This window comes from Drancourtella sp. An12 (assembly GCF_002160935.1).
GTDB classification, from domain to species: Bacteria; Bacillota; Clostridia; order Lachnospirales; family Lachnospiraceae; genus Sellimonas; species Sellimonas catena.
The window spans coordinates 31,585-46,676 of the sequence record NZ_NFLO01000019.1; the positions used below are offsets into that span (position 1 = coordinate 31,585).

General features: G+C 54.5%; 14 protein-coding genes and 1 pseudogene. All 15 read right to left on the bottom strand.

Annotated elements, in window-relative coordinates; translation table 11 throughout:
* Positions 1–10: 10 nt before the first annotated feature.
* A complete protein-coding gene (locus B5E64_RS14095; protein WP_087169099.1) occupies positions 11–751 on the bottom strand; it encodes a head maturation protease, ClpP-related in 741 nt (246 codons plus the stop codon).
* Complete coding sequence (locus tag B5E64_RS14100) at positions 748–2,043, bottom strand: phage portal protein (protein WP_138373642.1); 1,296 nt, start codon at positions 2,041–2,043, stop codon at positions 748–750. The genes B5E64_RS14095 and B5E64_RS14100 overlap by 4 nt, the downstream gene beginning before the upstream one ends.
* A gap of 12 nt (positions 2,044–2,055) precedes the next feature.
* Positions 2,056–3,657 carry a terminase TerL endonuclease subunit gene (locus B5E64_RS14105; RefSeq protein WP_204247072.1) on the bottom strand — a complete coding sequence of 534 codons (1,602 nt, stop codon included), beginning with the start codon at positions 3,655–3,657 and terminating at the stop codon, positions 2,056–2,058.
* A gap of 17 nt (positions 3,658–3,674) precedes the next feature.
* Entirely contained in the window at positions 3,675–4,751 is a 1,077-nt protein-coding gene (locus B5E64_RS14110) for a DNA cytosine methyltransferase (protein WP_087169100.1), read from the bottom strand.
* Between the two features lie 64 nt (positions 4,752–4,815).
* Positions 4,816–5,211 (bottom strand): annotated as a pseudogene (locus B5E64_RS14115) (ParB/Srx family N-terminal domain-containing protein); the annotation flags it as partial.
* A gap of 1 nt (position 5,212) precedes the next feature.
* Positions 5,213–5,755, bottom strand: coding sequence for a P27 family phage terminase small subunit (locus tag B5E64_RS14120; protein ID WP_087169102.1), 543 nt, complete (start codon positions 5,753–5,755; stop codon positions 5,213–5,215).
* Between the two features lie 128 nt (positions 5,756–5,883).
* The gene (locus B5E64_RS14125; RefSeq protein WP_087169103.1) at positions 5,884–6,243 is read right to left on the bottom strand and encodes an HNH endonuclease signature motif containing protein; all 360 of its coding nucleotides are present in this window, start codon (positions 6,241–6,243) and stop codon (positions 5,884–5,886) included.
* 115 nt (positions 6,244–6,358) lie between these two features.
* Positions 6,359–6,790 (bottom strand): DUF1492 domain-containing protein, encoded by a 432-nt coding sequence (locus B5E64_RS14130; protein WP_087169104.1) that lies wholly within the window; start codon positions 6,788–6,790, stop codon positions 6,359–6,361.
* Positions 6,791–6,857: 67 nt separating this feature from the next.
* On the bottom strand, positions 6,858–7,094 hold the full coding sequence (locus tag B5E64_RS14135; protein WP_087169105.1) for a hypothetical protein: 237 nt from the start codon (positions 7,092–7,094) through the stop codon (positions 6,858–6,860).
* The gene (locus B5E64_RS14140) at positions 7,078–8,454 is read right to left on the bottom strand and encodes a DEAD/DEAH box helicase (RefSeq protein WP_087169106.1); all 1,377 of its coding nucleotides are present in this window, start codon (positions 8,452–8,454) and stop codon (positions 7,078–7,080) included. The genes B5E64_RS14135 and B5E64_RS14140 overlap by 17 nt, the downstream gene beginning before the upstream one ends.
* Positions 8,435–8,716, bottom strand: coding sequence for a VRR-NUC domain-containing protein (locus tag B5E64_RS14145; protein ID WP_087169107.1), 282 nt, complete (start codon positions 8,714–8,716; stop codon positions 8,435–8,437). Before B5E64_RS14145 ends, B5E64_RS14140 begins: the two co-directional genes overlap by 20 nt.
* 231 nt (positions 8,717–8,947) lie before the next feature.
* Complete coding sequence (locus tag B5E64_RS14150) at positions 8,948–11,272, bottom strand: virulence-associated E family protein (RefSeq protein WP_087169108.1); 2,325 nt, start codon at positions 11,270–11,272, stop codon at positions 8,948–8,950.
* Positions 11,269–11,706, bottom strand: coding sequence for a DUF4406 domain-containing protein (locus B5E64_RS14155; RefSeq protein WP_087169109.1), 438 nt, complete (start codon positions 11,704–11,706; stop codon positions 11,269–11,271). Before B5E64_RS14155 ends, B5E64_RS14150 begins: the two co-directional genes overlap by 4 nt.
* A 2-nt stretch (positions 11,707–11,708) precedes the next feature.
* Positions 11,709–12,035 (bottom strand): Bro-N domain-containing protein, encoded by a 327-nt coding sequence (locus B5E64_RS14160; protein ID WP_087169110.1) that lies wholly within the window; start codon positions 12,033–12,035, stop codon positions 11,709–11,711.
* 103 nt (positions 12,036–12,138) lie between these two features.
* Entirely contained in the window at positions 12,139–15,054 is a 2,916-nt protein-coding gene (locus B5E64_RS14165; protein ID WP_087169135.1) for a DNA polymerase, read from the bottom strand.
* Positions 15,055–15,092: the final 38 nt, after the last annotated feature.

Consider the following 15,092-nt stretch of genomic DNA (forward strand, 5'->3'; position numbering starts at 1 on the left):
TGTCCTCCTTCTAATTCTTCAATAAATTCAGCCGCTCGTAGAGGCTGTCTACGCTGCGGCCCATCGGTTCGGTTTTCGGTTTTGTCCTGCACTTTGCCGCGATCTTATCCATTAAGGAATTGACCGCGGCGGCTTCGGAATAAAGCATGGATACCGCGGGCGGCTCCATGTCCTCCGGGAATCTTTCCCGGCTTAAAATGCCGTCCGCGAACCCCAGCTCCACCGCTTTCCCGGCATCCATCCAGGTCTCTGCGTCCATCATGTGGGACAGCTTCGTCCGGGACAGGCCGGTCTTGATCTCATAAGCGTTGATAATGGAATCCTTCACGCTTTCCAGCATCTCAATGGCCTTCCGCATCTCCCCGGAATCTCCCCAGGCGATCGTCGCCGGGTTATGGATCATCAGCATCCCCACCGGCGAAATCAATACCTTTGTACCCGCCATGGCGATCACGCTTGCGGCGGACGCCGCGATCCCATCGATCTTTACCGTGACATTCCCCTTATAATCCATCAGCATGTTGTAAATCTGCGCCGCGGCCACGCAGTCCCCTCCGGGGCTGTTGATCCATACCGTGATATCGCCGTTCCCCGCCATCAGCTCCTCCTTAAAAAGAGCCGGCGTGACTTCATCGTCATACCAGCTCTCTTCCGCAATGGTTCCATTCAGGAACAGCACCCTTTCAGTCCTTTCCTCACCGGAATCCTGATCCCGGATCTTCCTGCTCTTCCAGTTCCAAAATTTCTTCATCGGATCTCTACTCCTTTCCTTGCAAAATCATCTGCCCCTGCTGGCATCCCCTGCTGGCCCGTTCCAAACAGCCCGGCATCCGCAAGCTTCGTCATGTTTCCGTTGATCAGATATAAATCCCCGCCCTGCTCCGCCGGGATCCGGTCCAGGTTTTCCAGTTCCCGGATATCATTGGCGCTCATCCAGCCGTTCTGTCTTGCCGTGGCGTAGCCGTTCATCCGGCTCTGGTAGTCCCCTCTGAGCAGTCCGTCCACGTTGAACTTGATGAAATACTTTGATTTCTCTTCCCTGGACAGCAGCGAGCGCACCATGGACTGCTCCCACCGGGATACCCAGGGATCCAGGGTATATTTCACGAATTCCAGGGACTGCTGCTCGATATTGTTGAAAGACGATTTTTCCAGATCCCCAATCATATGGGGCGGCACCCGGAAGATCCGGGCAATCTCATCCAGCTGGAACTTCCTGGTTTCCAGAAACTGCGCCTGCTCCGGCGAGATGGAAATGGGCGTGTACTTCATCCCTTCCTCCAGCACTGCCACCTTGTTGGCGTTCCCGCTTCCTCCGAAGGTCCTTTGCCAGCTTTCCCGCACCCGGCTTGGATCCTTGATCGTCCCCGGATGCTCCAGCACCCCGGAAGGCGCCGCGCCGTTGGCGAAAAACTTCGCCCCGTATTCCTCGCAGGCCATGGCCATGCCGATGGCGTTCTTCGCCATAGCGATAGGCGAATAACCCACCAGCCCGTCAAATCCCAGACCTGGGATATGCAGCACTTCATAAGGGGACAGCCGGACAATGGATCCCTTCATGGTAGGCGCGTCATCGGAATACAGGGTGTACTCGTAGTACAGCTGCCCCTTGTCATCCCTGTCCACATACATCCGGTCCGCCATCAGGGGATATAAAGCCACCACCTCGCCTCTTCCGTTCCTGATGATCTGGGCATAGGCATTGCCCCACAGAAGCAGGTGCGTCATCAGCGTCTCCCGGAACACGAAGGACGTCATCTCCGGGTTCGGCTCATCGTGGAGCAAAAAATAAAGCGGATGTTCCACCGCTTTTTCTTTACCGCCATCGTCAGTATATCTATAGAATTGTAATGGCAGGCTGGCCACTGCCTCCGACAGGATCCTCACGCAGGAATACACCGCCGTCATCTGCATGGCCGTCCGTTCATTCACCCGCTTCCCGGATGTACTCCCTCCCATAAAGAAGGTATACCCGCTGCCGGACGTCCGGTTCTCCGGCTTATCCCTGCTCCTTCCAAATCCAAACAAGCTTAAAATTCCCATCAAAACCTCCTATCAAAACACCAGCAACCCTCTGGTGTCATAAACAGATTCCCTGGTATCATTCCCGCACCGGATCGCCCGGTCCAGCCCCATGATCGCCGCGATCGCTCCATCGATCTTCTCCGTGGACTTCTCCTTATCCGCCTTGATATTCCCTGCCGGATCCGTGCGGATAAAAATGTTGTCCATCATCCACCGCAGCACCGGATGCCCGCCGTGGGCGATCCTCTGCTCCAATATCAGCTTCATCAGCTCCTTGGTGGGCGGCGACATGTCCTTAAAACCCTGACCGAAGGGAACCACCGTGAATCCCATGCCTTCCAGGTTCTGGACCATCTGCACGGCGCCCCACCGGTCAAAAGCGATCTCCCGGATGTTGAACCGTTCCCCCAGGCGCTCAATGAATTTCTCAATATAGCCGTAATGCACCACATTCCCCTCCGTGGTCTGCAGGAAACCCTGCCGCTCCCACACATCATAGGGGACATGGTCCCTGCGCACCCGCAGGTCCAGCGTCTCTTCCGGAATCCAGAAATACGGGAGCAGCTGGAACTTATCTTCTTCATCCAGGGGCGGGAATACCAGGACAAACGCCGTGATGTCCGTGGTGGAGGAAAGGTCCAGGCCGCCGTAGCAGACGCGCCCTTCCAGTTCCTCTTCGTTCACAGCAAAAGCGCATTGATCCCATTTCTCCATCGGCATCCAGCGCACCGCCTGTTTCACCCACTGGTTCAGCCGCAGCTGCCGGAAGGAATTCTCTTCCCCCGGATTCTGCTTCGCCGACTCGCAGGCTGCTTTCACCTTGTCCATCCCCACTGTGATGTCCAGGGACGGGTTGGCCTTTTTCCATACCTTCGGGTCAGTCCAGTCGTCACCCTCATCCGCCCCATAGATCACCGGGTAAAAGGTCGGGTCGATTTTCCGCCCTTCCAGGATGTCCTTTGCCTTCTGGTGCGTCTCATAGCAGATGGAATTGGTATCCGTCCCGGCTGTAGTGATATAAAAGAACAGGGGCTGCATCCTTGCGTCACCACTGCCTTTTGTCATGACATCAAACAGCCTCCTGTCCGGAGCCGCGTGCAGTTCATCATAGACCACCCCATGGATGTTGAAGCCATGCTTGGAATAGGCTTCCGAACTGAGTACCTGATAAAAGGAATTGGTCGGCAGGTAGATGATCCGCTTCTGGGATGCCAGGATCTTTACCCGCTTGGAAAGTGCCGGACACATCCGCACCATATCCGCCGCGACATCAAACACAATCGCCGCCTGCTGCCGATCCGAAGCGCAGCCATATACTTCCGCACGCTCTTCCCCATCCCCGCAGGTCAGCAGCAGGGCCACTGCCGCTGCCAGTTCGGATTTCCCCTGCTTCTTAGGGATCTCAATGTATGCCTGATTGAACTGTCGGTACCCATTCTCTTTGATCGTCCCAAACAGGTCCCGGACAATCTGCTCCTGCCAGTCAATCAGTTCAAACTTCTTTCCTGCCCATTTCCCTTTCGTATGGCACAGGCTCTCAATAAACGCCACCGCGTAGTCCGCAGCCTCTTTGTCATAATGGGAACCCTTCGCCATGAACCTGGTCTGCTTATACTTCTTCAGTTTTCTCACGGCTGTACCATCCCCCCTTACACGTATTTCAGCCACTGCCTGTACACCTCACTGGCAATGTTCGCCATCATCACCGGCGGCACGCTCATCCCGCAGACATAATTGACTTCCTGATCCATGAAATCATAATCTTCCGGAAACGTCTGTGTCGCCACATAATCATGGACGGAATATTTTTCCCCGTCACAGAACCTGGTTACAATCGCGCAGGCGGTATTGGTCGGCGCCACCCGGCAGTCTTCCACAATGGCATTGTTGAACATGGACAGTTTTCCGCGTTCCCTAATGGAGATATCTGCGAAACAGGTATCCCCCTTCTTCCTTTTCGCCACCAGCTCCGTCATTAGCGCTTTCTGGTAGGGAATCCCATGCTCGCTCCGCACTTCTCCGAAGTGGATCGGCTTCTCATGGAAATCCAGCTTCAGTTTCGGCAGGTCCAGGTCATTGCGATGGGCAATAAAAAAGACACGTCTTCTCCTCTGCGGAACCCCCATGGTATGGGCGTCCAGCAGGAAGATCTGTGTCACATAGCCCGCCGCTTTAAAGGCTTTCAGCAGTTCATTCACGTATCCCCTGGCATTGCCTTTCAGCAGGCCGGAAACATTTTCCGCGATCACTGCCTTAGGCTTTAAAATCTCTGCTGTTCGGATGAAATGCAGGAACAGATCATCCAGCCGCTGTTTCTTCTGCCCTTCCCGGAATGCCTTTTCCTTTCCCCATGCCTTCTCCCGATCCCCGGCAGTGGAGAATACAGAGCAGGGCGGCGACCCGTCCAGGATATCCAGATGTCTTAATTCCTCCGGGTAGACCTGCAGCCGGTTGAATTCCCGGATATCCATCAGATACGGATATTTCGGATGATGGTTCCGCCTGTACAGCTTCATCATCTCCGGGTCAATCTCGCAGTTCCCCAGCACCGTATACCCGGCAAGCTTATATCCCATGGAAGAGCCTCCGCCGCAGGAAAAACAGCTGAATACCGTCCTTCCGTTCTTTGGAACGTCCTTCAGGTCATCCAGCCGCCATTTCCATGGGAACCTGTGGTCAGTTGAATTTAAAGCCGCATCTCGGACATTCGTGTGCGAATTCCTCATCTCCAAACTCCCCCTCGTCATACTCCTTATTGCTTCCCGTATCGTCCGGATCCTCCCGTACCGCGAACAGGTCTGTCACCTCATCCTCGCGGAAGCCGGTCAGGGATACGTCAAAGTCCTCTCCCTGCAGGCTTTCAATCTCGATCCTCAGAAGTTCCTCGTCCCATCCGGCATCCATAGCCATACGGTTGTCCGCCAGGATATACGCTTTCTTCTGGGCTTCGCTCAGATGGTCTGCCAGCACACAGGGAACTTTTTCCATCCCTTCCTCCTGCGCGGCCAGCACGCGCCCATGCCCGGCGATAATCCCGCAGTCCCCATCAATGATTACCGGATTAAGGAACCCGAATTCCCGGATCGATGCCCGCAGCTTCGCGATCTGCGCCGGGGAATGGGTCCTTGCGTTGTTGATATACGGCACCAGCTTCGTGGTCTCTACCATCCGCATTTTATGTTCCATCTCACATTCCTCCATTTCTTGCCCGGAGCAGCCGCTCCATCACATCATCCTGGGGCGTAGACCCCTGCCACTCCACCGAGCAGTTTTCCTTCACTACCTGGTAAATCTGATACCAGATCTGGTTGACCTGCTTCATATACTGCTGGGACATGGAAACATACGGGGAAGCGATGGCATTCCCGGTTGTGGGATGCTTGGCAAGGAAGCCATACTCTGAAATGCATTCCTCGCACTGGATCCACCTGGATACGGACACCGCGTACTGCTCCACCAGCTGGATATTGACCAGCCGGTCACATCCCCGCTCCCTCAGCCATTTCCATGTCTCTTCATACACCTCCGCCGCGCAGAAACTCTTCCCGCTTTTCTGCTTTGCTTTCAGGTAATCCTTCACCGGCGGTATTTCCTCCCCAGACATTTCCGAAGGCTCCGGCAGATCCAGGATCATTGCCGTGCCGCCGTCGCTGATCCGGTCGGTCAGCGCTTTCTTTTTCCTTCCGGCGCCGACTCTTGCGCCGCCCCGACCGGTACCATCCCTGGCCATGGCCTTCACCTCTTTCCTTTCCGGGGGCAATACCCCCTTTGATTTCCATTTTTTGTACGCGACACCCCCGCACCGTTCCCCAAGAGAAAAGCTGCGGAGATTTTGACCGCCCCTCCCCGGCTGAACTTTCACCGGTTATGCCAGCGGTCTCCGTTCTTTGCGTGGATCTTTGCGTGGCAGGACCGGCACAGGGCAATCAGGTTGCTCCGCTCATGGGTGCCGCCTTGAGACAGCGGCAGCTTATGGTGGATCTCCTCGGTCTTCACATACCGCCCTTCCTTCAGGCACTGCTCACACAGCGGATGCTCCGACGCGTACTTATCACGGATCCGTTTCCATGCCCGTCCGTATCTGCGGCGTACAGCAGGATCCCTGCCGTACTTCTCGTAGCGGCGGTTCTCTTCTTTCTGGTGTTCCTCACAAAATCTCCCTTCCGTCAGGTTCGGGCATCCCGGCCAGGAACATGGCCGTTTCGGTTTCCTCGGCAATACTCCCACCTCCTTCGGGCATAAAGAAAGCCCTGGGGAATCGCTTCCTCAAGGCTCTCTTTTTATTTTCCGCATCTTAACAATATCATACTTCCATACTGCATATCTATAGCATTTACTGCCAACTTTCAGGAATCACGATTTTTTTCAGCGTCTCATCATGGAGCCGGAACACTTTCCTCATACTCATGTTCAGTGTTGTGGCGATCTGCTCCCATTTCACCATCCGCAGGTACCGCTCTTCCAAAATGATCTGGCATTCCGGATCTTCCACCTGCTTGATGCACCGGCGGATCACCTGTTTCAGGTTCAGAAGTTCATTGGCATCCTCCTGGATCTCCCTCTGCAGATCCAGAATCTTCACAATGATATCCTCTGTTTTATGAATATTCCGGTTCGGGCTGCCAGGCATGTCACTCATAGTCGAAGTTGCCTTTATCGCCAGTTCATTTAAAGACGCCACCTGTTCCAGCTTGCTGTTGATCCGCTCGTCAACATAATATGCCTTCATCAAAAAATCCTTTACCGCTGTCTGCTGCTTATCCATAAGCCACCTCCGATTGAAATCTGTAAATAGTTCCCCTCGGATTGCCTCCTGTGATTGCCTCTGTTTGTCAGATATTTTCCTGAAGTTTACGGATTAGGAATTCCCCATCCACATTTGTTAGGCGCTGATACCAGCCGGAACGGAAAAAGCGCTCAATCCGCAAAGCCTCATCTATAGCATCCTTGTTTTTGGGATGCGCTTTTATTTTCTTCAGCGCTGCCCTGTAATCCTCTGCCGCCTGCGCGATGACCGCGTTCGCAAGGTTCTCATAAGGATCCCCTGTCTGTTTATTGACGATCGCCATGTCCCATCACCTCCGCTTTCACGGCATCGATCAACGCCTTTTGTGTGTGGTCTTTTGTTTCCAGCGCGCGCATGATCTGTTCATCAATAGTTTTCGCCGCAAGGATATGGATCACGGACACCGTCTCCTTCTGTCCCTGCCGCCAAAGCCTCGCCACTGTCTGCTGGTACAGTTCCAGGCTCCATGTAAGCCCGAACCACACCAGGATATTCCCGCCGCTCTGAAGGTTCAGGCCGTGTCCGGCGGATGCCGGATGGATCAGCCCCACAGGGACTTCCCCTTCATTCCACCGCCGGATATTCCGCTCCTGATCCAGTCTGGCGAAGCCGATCTTAAGTCCGGAAAGCCTGTCCTGGATCCGTTCCAGGTCATGCTGGTACCAATAGGCCGCAAGGACCGGCTTCCCGTTCGCCGCCTCAATGATGTCCTCCAAAGCATCCAGCTTCCGGTCATGGATCGTTTCATAAGCGCCGTCATCAGAATACACCGCCCCGTTTGCCATCTGGGACAGCTTCCCGGACAGCGCTGCGGCGTTCGCGGCTGTCACTTCCCCTTCCGGCAGCTGTAAAAGAAGGTCCCGTTTCATCCGCTCATATTTTTCAAGTTCCTGTCCTTCCAGACGTACCATATATCTGGAATTCACCAGTTCCGGCATCTTCAAATGATCAGCTGATTTCATGGAGATTGTGATATCAGAGATTCTGTCATAGATCGCTTCTTCCGCCCCCGGAAGGAGTTTATAGCTGTATACGACATGCCCGTTCGTCTTATCCGGCATGAAATACCGGCTCCGGTACTGCCCGATAAACCTTCCCAGCCTCTGCCCCATATCCAGAAGCTTATATTCCGCGAACAGGTCCATCAGTCCATTGGAAGAAGGCGTCCCGGTCAGGCCAACAATCCGTTTCACCTTCGGCCGCACCTTCATCAGCGCTTTGAACCGCTTCGCCTGCCAGTTCTTAAAAGACGACAGTTCATCCACAACTACCATGTCATAATCAAACGGCAGCCCGCTCTTTTCCACCAGCCACTGGACATTTTCCCTGTTGATCAGGTAAAGATCCGCCTGTGCTTCCAATGCCGCCGTCCGTTCTGTCTCTGTTCCCACTGCCACGCTGTAGCGGAGATCCGATATATGGTCCCATTTTTCGATCTCATCCGGCCAGCTCATTGTTGCCACCCGGATCGGCGCGATCACAAGCACCTTGCGGATTTCAAAACGGTCAAACATCAGATCATGGATCGCCGTCAGCGTGATGGATGTCTTCCCAAGCCCGCATTCCAGAAATACCGCCGCCGTCTCATGCTCCTTGATATATTCCGATGCGTAAACCTGGTAATCATGCGGTTCGTATTTCATCAATGATCCCTCCAATCTGCCCTGGGTCATCCAGCACATACACCCGGTACCCCAAAGACCGAAGCAGCTCATGCCTGGACTCCTGCAATGGCCTTGCTTTCTTCCCCGGAGCCTTTACTTCCACAAAGCCCATCCTCCCGCCCGGTAAAAGGACGATCCTGTCCGGCAGACCATCAAATCCGGGCGCCGTCCATTTCGGGCAGATCCCGCCTGCTGCCCTCACCGCTTTTACCAGCTTCTGCTCCACTGTTTTCTCTCTCATGCTTCCTCCTCTCCCGAAACAACTGAACCAAAAATTCCTTACGCGCGTATATACATGCGCTTCACACGTCTGCTTTCTATCAAAAACACTATTTATTTGTTCTATAAAGAAAAAGTTGTTTCGTTGTTCCATGTCTGCTCCAAACCCCGCATGTTTCCATGCTTTTTCACTGAACAACCCGTTAGGAACGGAACAAGAAGCTGTTCTGTTCCGACAGGTTGTTCACTAAAATCATTCATCTCTTTTGTAGATTCTCTGTCTTCCATAGATGGGAAGAATCTTTGCCTTCCCGGTTTTGCTCCAACCAGCGATTCTCTCCATGATGGCGGAAATAGCGTAGCTGTCCGATGGCTTCATATCTTCTTTCGCCTTTCCAAAGCATTCGCACCAGATTTCCATGTTGGAGACCTCCATCCGGCGGATGCTTCCGTCCGGCCTCATCGGGTCATCCGCGTCCCGGACATAATCACGCCGCTTATAGACATCCATCGAATCCCAGTTGCCGGGCAGAAGCATATCCAGGTATTCCTGCACCAACCCTTCCCGGTCATCCCGTTCCATCGCCGCCCGCTGCTCTTCTTTGGCATAGTCCTCCAGTTCCGGCGGAAGATACAGCTTCTCCCCGGCTTTGGCATATACCATGACCTCCGCCCAGACCTGCTTCACCGTATCCTCATCCATATCCCAGGGCTTGTACTTCCCGTTTCCCGGTACCTTCACATTCCAGTAACGCCTGTTGCCGGTAATGTCCCTGAGGTACCCATTCTGGCTGTTGGTGGTGCCGAAAAATACGCACTGTCTCGGGTGGGGCGTTACCCTTCTCCCGAAGCTGGCCCGGTACTTGTCATCCTGCCTGGAAATAAAGGCTTTCACCTTATCCAAGTCTGCTTTCCTCATCCCGGCAAGCTCACCGATCTCCATGATCCAGTAGCCCTGCAGCTTCTCCGCCGCCGTCTTGTCATTCATATCCGACAGGTTCAGGCTGTCCGAATACCACTCGCCGCCAAGCTTCGCGATCAGCGTGCTCTTCCCGATCCCCTGGTCCCCGTTTAAGACGATCATGCTGTCAAACTTGATCCCCGGATGGTACACCCGGGCATACGCCGCGCACAGCTCCTTCCTTGTAACTGCACGTACATACGGAGTGTCCTCCGCCCCAAGATAATCGATCAGCAGCGTATCCGCACGCTCCATCCCGTCCCAAGCAGGAAGCGTCTCAAAAAACTCCCGGATCGGATGGTAGGACCGGTCGTCCACGGCCTTCGTGACAGCGATATCATAATTCCTGGCAGAAAACGTCCCGTATGCCGCATCCACATAGCAGATCAGCTGGGCGTCATCCGCGTCCCGCCAGAACTTGGCCGGATGCGGCCAGGGAACCTTTCCCCGGATCTCCATGCCGTCCGCCAGCTGGTTGAACACAATCCCTTTCAGGTTCTCATCATTCTCCAGGATCAGCATGAGATTATGCAGGTTATTCTTAAGTTCCATGCTCTTCTTTTCATACTGCAGCTGCTTCTTCCAGGCATCCGGATCCGCTTCATCAAAATCCTCCGCTGCCGCCTGCCGCTTTTCCTCAAAGATACGGAGTTTCACCTTCTCATCCGCCGCGGCGAATTCGGCCATGGCGTTATAGGACTTTTTCGGGTCATCATCCGGGAACTTATGCACCCTCACCGCGTCAAAAGCGTTCAGCAGCTGCCCGCAGGCCGGATCCGTCGCGTGGAAGCTGTAGGCAAACTTCTCGTCAATAATGATGACTCCGGCGGAACTGTCTGCCGGAATATAGTCATACCTTCCTTCCATCGCCGACGGCGCGTAAACATCCGGCAGGAACTTTTCGATCGCCTCCCGGATCGGGTAAGTACGGCAGAAAGCCCCCACCGCGCCGGTCTTTGTCAGCGGATCCGCCTGCTGTTTTGCGGCCTTTTTCACCGCTTCCGATTCCCTGGACGATACCGGCCATGTGGAAACGTCCCGCCAGTCATCGTACATCCCCAGATAAGCGTCCGGATCCAGGATGTCGCCGTCCATGACCTGATAGACATACTCCCCGTTGCGTGACGTGGAAGGCCAGTACATCAGCCGGTGCGGCTGGTACGTGGTATCATCAAACAAATCCATCCCGATCTCCTGCGCCACCTTGCGGGCAAGGGCAGGGTATTCCTCCTCGGACACATCCCGTTTCAGCGGGAAGATCAGCCGCAGACGGGGCGCCTCCGGCGTATGCTTATGTGTCGAGTAGACACACAGTTCATGGGAATTGAACAGAGAAAGCTCATCCAAGATGTCCGGCGTCCCGTGGTCCATGTCCAACGTCAGCATGGACCGGCACAGAACCGTCCCGGTCTTTCTCCTGCCGCCCCGCAGGTGTCCGCCCACAAAGCCGCCCACATCCTTGACGGCGTCCTGCTGGGGCTTTGTCATTTTCCTGTATTCCTCCACTGTTTCCGTAGTGGTCTGCGTGGTGCTCACCCTCCTGCAGAAATCGTCCCAGGAGATCTCATTGTTCTTCCATCTTTTCTCCATACGGGAATTCCCATACGCGATCTTCATCCTGCCATCCCCTCCTTCTCCCGCAGGTCATCGGTAAAATACCGGATCTTCTTGCGCAGCTTCCTGGCCTTTTCGATCTCATCGGCCATGCCTTCGGAGACCGTATCCCCGAACACCCAGACTTCTTCGCATTTCCCCATGAACACAATGCCCATCTTCAGCCCCAGCCACCGTTCCGTTTCCTCATGCAGGTACTGCGGGCAGAGCAGGTGCGGGGCGATCGGGATGCAGTGCCTTTCCACCGCGAACCGGGAAAACGCCCTCGCCCGGAACGTGTTCTTCTCCACATCTCCCGCGTAAGGCGAACAGATATAGACCAACGGGCGGTACGCGGCCGCCGCCCTGGCCGCCCGCTCTTCCGCCTCGATCCTGGTCAGCGCTTCATATACCACGGGATCATAATATCCCTCGCTGTTATACTTGCTGATCCCCATGCTCAGTTCCCCCTTTCGATCGCCGGAAGGACTTCCGATGTCACCCATCTCTTGAAGCGTTTGGCAAACGGAAGTTTGCTGGACAGGATCAGGCTGTAAAGGCCGGATTCGTTGATAAGCACCGGCGTCTGCTCCCTTCCGATGGAGTCGCGGATCGCTACCCCATCCATTCTGTCCTCTTCATCCACATGCTTCGCCAGAGCGTCCCTGGTATTGGCGTAACCAAGGATCTCTGCCACATCCTTCCCGACAAAATACGGCTCGCCATTGACTGTGATACTGCGGACCGAGCCGAACTCCGCGTTGCTGAATACCTGTAACTCACTCATGAATTACCCTCCTTAGATAGATATGAGATTTTTGAAGGGCCTGTCCCCTTCAAGTCACAGGCAAGAAAAAGGAGAGAATTTTTACCCTCTCCCGAAAATCTTTTCAATCTTTTTTATAAAACTCGGTTTCGTAGCCATCGGCTCTTAAAGCCAGCCCCTCCGCCCAGGGCGGCGTCCTTCCCATCTGTTCACAGATCGCGTCCAGGGAAGCATCCTTCCGGCACTCAATGATCAACTCATCATGCACATGGGCGCAGATCCGGCAGTGTGACAGTGTCCGCATAGCGTAGCAGAGGATATCCCTGGATATGGCCTGCACAATGTTCTCCACAAACTTCGGACCGTAACTCTCGATCCGCTCCCACTTCTTTGTTCCTCCCACGCCTTCATAAGTCACAGTTTCACCGCCGAAACGGTTCTCACCGATCCTCGGCTTCACATAGGCAAGCCTTCTCCCGGAAGGCAGGGTAATAAACAGCATCCCGCTGCGGCACTCAAAACGGATTCCCCGCAAGACAGACGGCTCCCGCTGCTTCACTGCCTTCTTTACCGCCCGGTCCACATCCCACCAGAACCGGACGATATTGGGATTCGCAGTCCGCCAGGAATCCACCAGCGGCTGAAGTTCCTCTTCTGTCAGTCCCATCTCAATGGCTCCCATGGATTTCAACGCACCTGTGCTTCCGCCGTAACCGCAGTTGTGGACAAGGTGTCCCGATACGGTAAAACGGTGACGCGGCCCGGCATTTCGTAAATCATAAAGTCGAGCCGTGCGCTGATGATGCGCCAGTTTTTTCTCCTCTCCATCACAGCTTGTCTTGCATCCGCAATGATGTCTTCCCGTGTCATCCCTTTGGACAATTTTCGGATCACAACGCTGCGGGAATACGGCCAGTACTTCTGGCTGAACTCGCTCAGCACAGTATTCCTCCGATTGGCCTGATTCTCCGCTCTGGACACAAACCGGATGTTTCCCGTCCTGTAATCCCCATTCGTATCGATCCGGTCGATTTCCGCTGATCTGTCCGGGATTCCAAACTCCCGGATCAGGTACAACCCCGCTTCGAGAACACTGGGGAATTTGAACTGGATCCCCCGGCCGCCGTAATTCCGATATTCCGGATCGTCTGGATTTTCGCACCTCTGCTTTGCCGCGGTGAGTCTTTTGCTCAGCCATTGGGGAATCTGCCTTGGTTGGGAACATGCCTGACATCCTTTGGATCTCCCGGAAGTCAGGCTGTTCAAATTCTGCCATTGGACCGAATTGCAGCCTGTACAGCGGGTCAGAACATAACAGTGATTCATCTTTTTGTTCCATCGTTTTTCCGGGCTGATGATGACTACCCAGCCGTACTGCCTGCCCACGATCTCCGGTTTGAACGAGATGTGCGCCGCTGGCGGCGGCGAATCCAAACGGTATCGGCTCCGGTTGCCCTTTTGCCCATACGAGGTGATCTGCTGTTGCGGTGAGTCCTTCATAAGTGATAACCTTCCTTTCTCCCCGGTATACAGGGCCGTCATGCGGAACCCATTCTTCCCCGTCCCAGACTTTCATATCCTTGGTCACTTCCTGAATGGGTACTTCCCCCTGATCGGTAAGTACCAGCTGCCCTTCAGCAATACAGGCAAGTTCCGCAACTTTCCCTTTCTGCCGCAAGTGGCCGTTGACACCATGCTTTTCCACTGGCACACCGAACATTTTACTGGCTGATTGGCAATAGATATCGCCGCCCTGGCTGAACAATTCCAGGCGCCAGGTCTCCCCGGCCAGCCACGCCAAAACCCTGGCCTCGATGGATGAAAAGTCCGCCACACAAAACTTATTTCCATCTCCGGCAACAAATGCGGTCCGAATCAATTCCGACAATACGTTCGGCACAGAATCATACAGCATGGACAGGGCTTCATAATCCCCATTTTTGACAAGTCCTCTCACCTGTTCCAGATCCTCCATATGGTTCTGCGGAAGGTTCTGCAGCTGGATGATCCTCCCGGCCCATCTGCCGCTCCGGTTAGCCCCGTAAAACTGAAACATTCCCCTCGCCCTGCCGTCCCTGCAGACAGCGTTCCGCATGGCCTGATACTTCTTTACGGAAGACTTTGCCAGCTGCAGACGGAGCTTCAATGCTTCCGCCACTTCTTCATCCATATCTCTATCCGCAATCATCCTCGCCGCATCCTTCTTCCCCAGTGTTTCCGTCTCCACGCCCCGGCTGGACAGCCACTGCTTCATCTGCGCCACGCTGTTGGGATTTTCCAGCCCGGTGATCTCTTTCATAGAGTCTGACAGCTTATCCTTAGAAATCCCATCCAGCAGGATCGCGTTCTCCACCAAATCCATATCCAGCAGAATCCCCCGGTCATTGATCTCCTGGTCCAGCCAGAACTCTTCCCAGACAAAATCCGGCACCGGAAAATTCCGCAGTTTCTCCTGGATGGACATTTCTACTTCTACATCCCTCTGGTTATAGGACTTGAAACACTTCCATTTCTCCCTGTCATGTTCCGGGAGGTTCCTGGTCCTTCCCCCATTGGCCTTCGTTGCTTTGCACGGCACGCAGAAATACCGGATCAGGTCTTTCCCTTCTTTCAGCTTCTGCTCTTCCAATCCCAGCACTGCTCCGGCGCCGGCAAGGGATAGGGGCAGCCCCATATAGGCGGACCAGACCATGGAACATTTCCATCCCCGCGGATCCAGATAATCGCCAACCGTATCTCCCGGCACACTGTAAGAGGAAAAGTATTCCGGATGGTTCCTTCTCAGCCATTCCGACAGGCAGACACGTTCAAAATTGCTGTTGAACGCCCATTTCGTCACGCTTTCATCGGACAGGGCGGCCAGCACTTCCTCCGGCAGCGTCTCCCCGGACGCCAGGTCAGCCACCCGGACTGCGCCGCCATCCACCGCGTAGCCAAAAAGCAGGATGTCAAAATTCGGATGCTGCACATATTTGTACACACCGCATTTACCCAGGTCATTTCCGGAATATGTTTCAATATCAATACTGATCGTCTCCATCTTTCCTCCAATCTGGAAGAAGGCGCCGGCCATTTCTG

What these genes read in the sequence shown, in the direction of transcription:
- B5E64_RS14095 (WP_087169099.1), bottom strand. Translation starts at nt 751, where the DNA reads ATGAAGAAATTTTGGAACTGGAAGAGCAGGAAGATCCGGGATCAGGAT.
- B5E64_RS14100 (WP_138373642.1), bottom strand. Translation starts at nt 2,043, where the DNA reads ATGGGAATTTTAAGCTTGTTTGGATTTGGAAGGAGCAGGGATAAGCCG.
- B5E64_RS14110 (WP_087169100.1), bottom strand. Translation starts at nt 4,751, where the DNA reads ATGAGGAATTCGCACACGAATGTCCGAGATGCGGCTTTAAATTCAACT.
- B5E64_RS14120 (WP_087169102.1), bottom strand. Translation starts at nt 5,755, where the DNA reads ATGGCCAGGGATGGTACCGGTCGGGGCGGCGCAAGAGTCGGCGCCGGA.
- B5E64_RS14130 (WP_087169104.1), bottom strand. Translation starts at nt 6,790, where the DNA reads ATGGATAAGCAGCAGACAGCGGTAAAGGATTTTTTGATGAAGGCATAT.
- B5E64_RS14135 (WP_087169105.1), bottom strand. Translation starts at nt 7,094, where the DNA reads ATGGCGATCGTCAATAAACAGACAGGGGATCCTTATGAGAACCTTGCG.
- B5E64_RS14140 (WP_087169106.1), bottom strand. Translation starts at nt 8,454, where the DNA reads ATGAAATACGAACCGCATGATTACCAGGTTTACGCATCGGAATATATC.
- B5E64_RS14145 (WP_087169107.1), bottom strand. Translation starts at nt 8,716, where the DNA reads ATGAGAGAGAAAACAGTGGAGCAGAAGCTGGTAAAAGCGGTGAGGGCA.
- B5E64_RS14150 (WP_087169108.1), bottom strand. Translation starts at nt 11,272, where the DNA reads ATGAAGATCGCGTATGGGAATTCCCGTATGGAGAAAAGATGGAAGAAC.
- B5E64_RS14155 (WP_087169109.1), bottom strand. Translation starts at nt 11,706, where the DNA reads ATGGGGATCAGCAAGTATAACAGCGAGGGATATTATGATCCCGTGGTA.
- B5E64_RS14160 (WP_087169110.1), bottom strand. Translation starts at nt 12,035, where the DNA reads ATGAGTGAGTTACAGGTATTCAGCAACGCGGAGTTCGGCTCGGTCCGC.
- B5E64_RS14165 (WP_087169135.1), bottom strand. Translation starts at nt 15,054, where the DNA reads ATGGAGACGATCAGTATTGATATTGAAACATATTCCGGAAATGACCTG.